The 5,038-nt window shown below is 66.3% G+C and carries 6 protein-coding genes; 1 reads left to right on the forward strand and 5 read right to left on the reverse strand.

The window, feature by feature from the left end; genetic code table 11:
* From G0A00_RS25980 to G0A00_RS26000, 5 genes are all read right to left on the reverse strand, one after another.
* On the reverse strand, positions 1-290 hold a 290-nt coding region (locus G0A00_RS25980), incomplete at its 3' end, for an NADPH-dependent FMN reductase (RefSeq protein WP_203595524.1).
* A gap of 20 nt (positions 291-310) precedes the next feature.
* The gene (arsB, locus tag G0A00_RS25985; RefSeq protein ID WP_164185555.1) at positions 311-1,360 is read right to left on the reverse strand and encodes an ACR3 family arsenite efflux transporter; all 1,050 of its coding nucleotides are present in this window, start codon (positions 1,358-1,360) and stop codon (positions 311-313) included.
* A 3-nt stretch (positions 1,361-1,363) separates the two neighbouring features.
* Positions 1,364-2,551 carry a MalY/PatB family protein gene (locus G0A00_RS25990; protein WP_164185556.1) on the reverse strand — a complete coding sequence of 396 codons (1,188 nt, stop codon included), beginning with the start codon at positions 2,549-2,551 and terminating at the stop codon, positions 1,364-1,366.
* Positions 2,544-3,524, reverse strand: a complete 981-nt coding sequence (locus G0A00_RS25995) for a threonine/serine dehydratase (protein WP_164185557.1) — start codon at positions 3,522-3,524, stop codon at positions 2,544-2,546. Before G0A00_RS25995 ends, G0A00_RS25990 begins: the two co-directional genes overlap by 8 nt.
* The gene (locus G0A00_RS26000) at positions 3,521-4,528 is read right to left on the reverse strand and encodes a succinylglutamate desuccinylase/aspartoacylase family protein (RefSeq protein WP_164185558.1); all 1,008 of its coding nucleotides are present in this window, start codon (positions 4,526-4,528) and stop codon (positions 3,521-3,523) included. Before G0A00_RS26000 ends, G0A00_RS25995 begins: the two co-directional genes overlap by 4 nt.
* Positions 4,529-4,622: 94 nt before the next feature.
* Between G0A00_RS26000 and G0A00_RS26005 the strand changes: the two genes are divergently transcribed.
* Positions 4,623-4,970 carry a helix-turn-helix transcriptional regulator gene (locus G0A00_RS26005; RefSeq protein ID WP_164185559.1) on the forward strand — a complete coding sequence of 116 codons (348 nt, stop codon included), beginning with the start codon at positions 4,623-4,625 and terminating at the stop codon, positions 4,968-4,970.
* The last annotated feature ends 68 nt before the right edge of the window (positions 4,971-5,038 follow it).

A 5,038-nucleotide genomic window follows, 5' to 3' on the forward strand; every position in this document is an offset into this window, starting at 1 on the left:
ATGCCCTCGCACCAGGTGACCAGATCGCGCAGCTCGGCCACCTTGGGGTGATCCGGCCCGGTGGTGTCGGTCTGCGGCAGATCGCGCGGATCGAAGATGCGCACCTCTGCGCCGAATGTCTCCAGCAGCCGCCCGGCCTCTTCCGCCGCGAAGCGCGAGAAGCTGCGCTCGCGCAGCGAGCCGTAGAGGATGAGGATGCGCGGCTTATGCGTGCTGCGCGTCGCGGGAAACAGCGCCGCCGGGTCGACCGGGCGGAAGCACTCTGCGGAGATGTTGGGCGTGTCGGCCATGTCTGGATCCTTGGTCATCGTCATTGCGCGCTTGGGAAACGCGCGCGGGTGCGGTTGGCAAAAGCCACCAGCGAGAGCATCACCGGCACTTCGACCAGCACGCCGACCACGGTGGCAAGCGCCGCGCCGGAGTTGAGGCCGAAGAGGCTGATCGCCACCGCCACCGCCAGTTCGAAGAAGTTCGAGGTGCCGATCATCGCGCAGGGCGCGGCGATGCGGTGCGGCACCTTCAGCGCATAGGCTGCGCCATAGGCCAGCGCAAAGATGCCGTAGCTCTGGATCAGGATCGGCACGGCGATGAGCGCGATCACCTGCGGCTTGGCGAGGATCACCTCGCCCTGCAGGCCAAAGAGGATAGCGACCGTAGCAATCAGGCCGATCATCGACAGCGGTTTGATCTTCGCGGTGAACGCGTCGATCGCCTCCTGCGAGCCCAGCACACGCCGCGTCGCGAGCCCCGCCAGCAGCGGCAGCACCACATAAAGAACGGTGGCCAGCACCAGCGTGCTCCACGGCACGGCGATCTCGGTCACGCCAAGCAAGAAGGCGACGATGGGCGCAAAGGCCACCACCATGATCAGATCATTCACCGAGACCTGCACCAGCGTGTATGTGGCGTCGCCGCGCGTCAGCTGCGACCAGACGAAAACCATCGCCGTGCAAGGGGCCGCCCCCAACAGGATCAGCCCGGCGATGTATTGCGCGGCATCCTCGGGGGCGATCCACGGCGCGAAAACATGCTCGAAGAACAGCACCGCCAGCAGCGCCATGGTGAAGGGCTTGATCAGCCAGTTCACCACCAGCGTCACCAGCAGCCCCTTCGGCTGGCGCGCCACCCCCGCAACAGCGCCGAAGTCCACGCCCACCATCATCGGATAGACCATCGCCCAGATCAGCACCGCGACGACGAGATTGATCGAGGCGATCTCGGCGGCGGCAATGGCCTGCACCAGTCCCGGCGCGAGCAGCCCGATGACGATGCCCGCCACCATGGCCAGCGCCACCCAGAGGGTCAGCAGGCGTTCGAAACGGCCCATCGGGTCATGGGCGGGGGCTGCGGTGTCGGTCATGTCTCAGCTCTCTTTGGTCGATATGTCGCGCTGCGCCAGCGCGCGGCGCAGGTTTTCCAGCGCCCGTGACAGTTTGGACCTTGGGCAGGCGATGTTCAGGCGGCCAAAGCCCGCGCCCTGCGGCCCGAAGGAGACGCCGCGGGTGATCGCCCAGCCAGCCTCTTGCCGCAGCCACAGGTGCAACGCCTCGGGCGAAAGCCCCAGCGCCCGGAAGTCGAGCCAGAGCAGGAAGGTGCCCTCGGGCTCGATCAGCTTGACCGGGCTGCCCGCGAGCGCGCCGCGCACCAGCGCGAGGTTTCCCGCGATATATTCCAGCGCCGCATCCAGCCAGCCGTCTCCTGCGCGCCACGCCGCCTCCATGGCGACGTTGGCGAAGGCGTTGTTCTTGTTCACCGTCAGCGCCGAATTGGCGGCCTGCAGCGCACGGCGGCGCGCCGCGTCCGGCACCACGGTGAAGGCCGAGCAACAGGCGGCGAGATTGAAGCTCTTGGCGGGCGTCAGGCAGGTGACGCTGTTCGCGGCATCCGCTTCGGACAGGGAGGCGAAAGGCGTGTAGCTATGCCCCGGCAAAGTGATGTCGGCATGGATTTCGTCGGAGACGACCAGCACACCGTGCCTGCGGCAGATGTCGCCCAGCCGGGTCAGCTCGGCGCGGGTCCAGACACGTCCCACCGGGTTGTGGGGGTTGCACAGAAGCAGCAGTTTCGTGCCCGGATCACGCGCGGCCTCTTCGAGACCATCAAAATCCATCTCGTAGCGCCCGCCCTGCAGCAGCAGCGGGTTCTCGACGATGCGCCTGCCGTTTTCGCGGATGATGTCGGCGAAATCGAAAAAGACCGGCGGTTGGATCAGGATGCCGTCACCGGGATCGGTGAAGGCGTTCACAGCCATCGCCAGCGCATTGAGCACATTCGGCGCCCGCAGGATGTGGACGGGATCGACCTGCCAGCCGTGCTGGCGCGCCAGCCAGCCGGTCAGCGCGGGCATCAGCCCGTCAGGGACTGCCTCGTAGCCAAAGATGCCATGCGCCGCGCGTTCGGCAATGGCCCGCTGCACGCAGGGCGCGGCGGGGAAATCCATGTCGGCGACGCCGCCCGGGAAGAGGTCGCTGCCATCCTCACCCAGCACGATGCGATGGGTCTTCAGCGCTGGCACGGCGCGGCGGTCGATCTCTGTGTCGAAATCATACATCCAGCGGGTCCTCCCCGAGCAACGCGGCATAGCGCTGCGCGTCAATGTTGCCGCCGGTGATGACCGTGGCAATAGAGCGCCCTTGGACCGGCACCCGCCCGGCCAGGATCGCCGCAAGACCGACCACAGCGCCCGGCTCCGCGACGATGCGGAAATGGGTGAAGGCAAAGCGCATGGCGGCGCGTACCTCGTCGTCGGTTGCTGTGACGCCTCCCGCGAGCAGCTCGCGATTGATGGCAAAGGTCAGCGCGCCCGGGATCGGCGTCATGATCGCGTCGCAGATGCTGCGCTGCCCGACCGGATTGGCCAGACGTTCGCCCGCCTCGAGCGAGCGTTTGGTGTCATCGAAGAGCATCGGCTCGGCGGCATAGACCGCGCAACCGGGGGCCGCCTCGGCCATGACAACGGCGGTGGCCGCTGTCAGCCCGCCGCCACCGCAAGGGATCACCACGGCATCAAGCGGCCCAGCCTGCTCCGACAGTTCCAGCGCCGCGGTCGCAGCCCCCGCAAGCACCTGCGGATGCGCGCTCGGAGGCACCTCGATCCGTCCGCTCTGTTCCACCACGCGCGCGACCACATCGGCGCTGGCTTCGGTGTCGCGGTCGTAGGTCACAATCTCGGCGCCCATGGCCCGCACCGCGTCGATCTTGGCGCGGGGCGCGTCCGAGGGCATGACGATGACCGCCGAAGACTCCAGCAGCTGCGCCGCCTTGGCGAGCCCGAGCGCGTGGTTTCCGGAGGAATAACTCACCGCGCCGCGCGCCCTTTCTTCGGCTGAGAGGCCCCGCATGCGGGTATAGGCGCCGCGGATTTTGAACGCACCGGTGCGCTGCAGGTTCTCGCATTTGAGCAGCAGTCGCCCGCCCAGCATGGCGTTCACATCCGGGTTCTCGAGCACGGGCGTGCGGAGCGCGACGCCCTTCAGCCCTTCGGCAGCGCGGCGGACATCATCAAGCGTAAACGGCACCTTCATGCAGACGTCGCCTCCTTGGCGATCTGATAGAGCGCGTCGCCCCGCCGCACCTGCGCCATGGCCCGCAGGCAAAGCACCAGCCCCGTGAAAGGCGAGACCACCTCGGTGGGCATGCGCCCCGGTGTCTCCGGGTGATGAATATGGGCGATCGTCTCTCCTTCGGCGACTGACGCGCCGATGTCTTTCAGCGGCTCGAAGAGGCCCGGCTCATAGGCGTAGATCGAGCCCAGTGCATTGAGCTCGCGCGTGCCCCGCGCCGCATCCTTTGTGTATCCCGGAAGCATGCCAAGGCCGTGCAGGATGCGCCGCAGGCCCCGCCGGGTGAGCGCCAGCACGTCAGGGGTCACCGCGCCGGCGCCGCCCAGCTCTGCCATGACGTTGACCACGCCCTTTCGGTTCGCGGCGCCCATGGCAGTCCTTGCCGTGCTGCCGCGCCCACCGCCCGAGGTGAAGACCCAGGCATAGGGCAGATCGAAGGCCTCCTGCAGCCGCGCCAGCGCCTCGGCCTCTTCCGGGCTATGCGCCGGCCCGCGCAGCAGGGTTGCGGGATAGAGCAGCGAAGAGCCTCCGGAATGCAGATCGACCGCATAGTCGGCCAGCGGCATCAGCACCTCCTCGTGCCAATGGGCAATGATCTCACTGGGGCTGCCTTTTGGGTCCCCCGGAAACAGCCGATTGAGATTGCCCTCATCGAGCGGCGAGACCCGTGTACCCGCCTCGGCGGCGGGAAAGTTGAGCATCGGCAGAAGGATCAGACGACCCCGGATGTCTTCGGGCTGTAGGTCGCGCGCCAATTCAGCGACCGCGATCTGACCTTCGTATTCATCGCCATGGACGCCTGCGGTGATCACCAGCGTCGGCCCGTCCCCGTTGCGGATCACCGTGATCGGAATGGGCAGCCAGCCATAGGCCGAGCGATGCACAGAATGCGGGACACGCAGGTAGCCCTGCTGCTTGCCCTGCGCGTCGAAATCCACGTCAGTTGCTATCGGCGTCGCTATCATCCCAGACCTCATTTCGGAAATTTCCGAATTGACTATCGAGGTACGGACACACCTGCCGCTTGTCAAGCTTCGTCATTTCGGGCATTGACGAATAATGAAGCAGGATGACGCCATCGACGCCTTTTCGGCGCTTGCCCACGAAACCCGCCTCGCGGTGTTCCGACTGCTGGTTCGCGAAGGACCAAAGGGCGTGCCTGCGCTGGAGATCGCGCGCCGACTTACTGTCAAGCCATCGACCCTCTCGGGACACTTGAGCATTCTCAAGAGGGCAGAGCTCGTGACTGCGACACGGCGCCAGAAGGAAATTCTCTACGCGCCGAATTTCGCCTCCGTGGACTCGCTGGTCCGCTTCCTATTGCAGGATTGCTGTGGTGGCGACGCCACAGCCTGCGCACCAGACGCTTCAACGCCCGCAGGGCTCATCGTAGTGAAGGACAGCTAAGCTCTTCTTCTGAGCTTGAGCCAGCCCCTTTGAAGTGGTCCACCCACGAAGCCGGAAATCCGATAGGA

Origin of the sequence: Salipiger sp. PrR002, from assembly GCF_010500775.1 — a bacterium.
Classification (GTDB): domain Bacteria; phylum Pseudomonadota; class Alphaproteobacteria; order Rhodobacterales; family Rhodobacteraceae; genus Salipiger.